Origin of the sequence: Archangium sp., from assembly GCF_036389735.1 — a bacterium.
In the GTDB taxonomy this organism is placed as follows: domain Bacteria; phylum Myxococcota; class Myxococcia; order Myxococcales; family Myxococcaceae; genus Archangium.
Genome location: NZ_DASVWK010000829.1, coordinates 1 through 2,613, shown reverse-complemented (window position 1 = coordinate 2,613; position 2,613 = coordinate 1). Strand labels below are relative to the sequence as shown.

Genomic DNA, 2,613 nt, shown 5'->3' with positions numbered 1-2,613 from the left:
GATGGACTTGGCGTGCTGGTTCTGTTCGCTGTAGCAGCGCGCCATCTTGTAGAAGACGGAGGTGAGGCTCGGGTCCGCCTTGAGCGCCTGCTCGTAGCTGCGGACGGCCTCACGCCAGCGCATGGCCGTGAAGTGCGCGTCGCCAATGGCGGCGAGTGCCCGGGTGCGCTTGGGGTCCACCTTGAGCGTGGTCTGGAAGGCCTTGATGGCCTCATCCAGCTGGTTGCTCTCAAGGTAGGACTGTCCCAGGGCCTCGTGGGCGTCGGCCAGCTGCGGGTCGAGCGCCACGGCCTGCTTCCACTGCTCGATGGCGTCCGCCGGCTGCTTGGCGTCGCGGAAGAGCACCCCGTAGGTGTAGCGGTAGTCGGCGCGCTTGGGGGCGCGGTCCACGGCGCTCTTCATGCTCTCCAGCGCCTGGGTGAACTCGCCGCTCTTGGCCTTCACCAGCGCCATCTGGAAGTTCGCCTCGGGGTTGGAGGGCTCGCTCTTGAGCGCCAGCAGCACGTTGGCCTCGGCCTCCTTGCCGTTGCCCTTGGCGAGGTACACCGCGCCCAGGGTGATGGGCGCGCTCACCGAGCGCGGATCCTCCTTCTTGGCCTGCTCCAGCTCGGCGATGGCCTCGTCCAGCTTGCCCAGGCGAAACAGCACGGTGCCGTGCTGCAACCGGCCTCCCTTGAGGTTGGGATCCAGCTCCAAGGCGGTGTTGGACTCCGTCTGGGCCTTCTCCAGGTCCCCGTCCAGCAGCGCCAGGCGGGACAGGCCCAGGTGGGCATCGGCGAGGTTGGGGTCGAACTCGACGGCGCGGGCGAATTCCTCCTGGGCCGTGGGGATGTTGCCCTCGGCGAGCGCCAGCTCCCCGAGCCCCGAGCGCACGGTGGCGTTCTGGGGCGCCTTGGACGCGGCCAGCTCGAGCTGCTCACGCGCGTCCTTGTTGCGGCGCAGGCGCAGGTAGAAGCGGCCGAGGTAGACGTTGGCCTCGAAGAGCTCGGCGTCGGCCTTGATGGCGCTCTGGTAGTGCTGCTCGGCGGAGGCGTTGCTGTCGCGCGCCTCGTCGATGCGGCCGTAGAGGTACGCGATGCGGGCGCTGCCCGGGAAGCGCTTGTTGGCCGCCTCCACCGCCTTCTGCGCGTCCTGCATCTTGCCGGTGACCACCAGCGTGCTGATGTACCCGTCGGCGTACTCGAGGTTCTGCGGCTCTGCCTGGGACACCGCCTCGTAGAGGGGCAGGGCATCCACGAAGCGGCGCTGGGCGCGCAGCACGTGGGCCAGGTTGCCCTTGATGAGGACGGAGGTGGGGTCCTTCTCCAGCGCGGCCCTCAGCTCCTGCTCGGCCTCCTTGGGCTTGTGCAGCTGGAAGAGGGCGATGCCCTTGAGGGTGCGGGCGCGGGCCAGCTCCGCCGGCCCCATCTGCGCCTGGACCTTCTCGTCGAGCGCGCGCTCGGTGGCCTCGAGGCCGTTCTGCGCGTCCTTGCGCAGCAGCACCTGCACCGCGGCCAGCTCCAGCGCGGAGATGACGCGGGTGGGCTCCGCCTTGAGCGCGGCCTCGTAGGACTTGACCGCCTCGTCCGCCTTGCCGGTGGCCTGGTAGAGGTTGCCCAGCGCGTGGTGGGCCTTGACCGAGTCGGCCTGCTGCTCCAGCACCCGCTTCAGCGTCTCGATGGCCTGGTCATTCTGTTTGCGGGCCGCCTGGGACTCGGCGAGCAGGAAGGCCAGCTCGACGTCGGACTGGTTGCCGTCGCGGCTCCAGATGTCCTGCACGAGCTGCGCGGCCGTCTCCGCATCCCGCGCGGTGAGGGCCTTGCCCGCGAGGTACTTGACGTACTCGACGTTCTTCTCGCCCAGCAGTTCCAGGTTCGCGGCCTCCTCCTCGGAGCGGCAGCGGGCCAGATCCGAGCCCTGGGCGGACGAGTAGCGGCGCTGGAGGTAGAAGACGGACTGGCACCACAGGGCGCGCACCGCCGGGTACTCGTCGCTGGCCAGCACCGACTCGCTCAGCGTCCGGGCCTGCTTGTAGCCCTGGAAGGAGTCCTGCAGCAGCGCCTTGTGCGCGGCCTCCACGTTCGCGGCCTCCGACGAGCCGGCCTTGACCGTGGTGGGGAAGAACTTCTTGAGTCCGAAGACACCGTAGCGCGTGGTGCCGAAGCCCAGGCCCACGCCGAGCACCGCCACCGCCGCCGTCGCACCGATGACCAGCGGCAGGCGCTGCTTCACCTTGTTGAGGAAGAGTTCGAGGCGCGAGGTGCTGTCCACCACGGCCACCGCCGCCATGCGGCCGCCGTAGAGCTGGTTCAACCGCTCCATGTTGGCGGTGCTGGTGGCCGGGGACTGGCCGACCTTCGAGCCGGGCTCACCGGTGGGCATCGCGGGCGCCGCGGGAGTGGCGGGCGTGCCCGGACCCTCCATCAGCTTCTGGATGGCCGTGGCGAAGGTGGGCACCGTACCGATGGGCGTCCACGCGTCGGCGTCGTTGGAGACGTCCTCGTTGCCGAGGAGCTGGCCGTCCTCGAGCATCTTGTCGATGACGCCCTCCTCGTAGGGCCCGAAGTCCTTGCCCGAGCGGCGGCGCTCGTGGAAGCGGCGGCCGGTGGCGGCCTTGGCCTTGTTGGCCCCGCT

At 69.7% G+C, this 2,613-nt stretch carries 1 protein-coding gene; it reads right to left on the bottom strand.

Features of this window, described 5'->3' with window-relative positions; translation table 11 throughout:
- The coding region (locus tag VF794_RS29680) for a tetratricopeptide repeat protein (RefSeq protein ID WP_331116218.1) at positions 1-2,613 on the bottom strand (2,613 nt) is incomplete at both ends.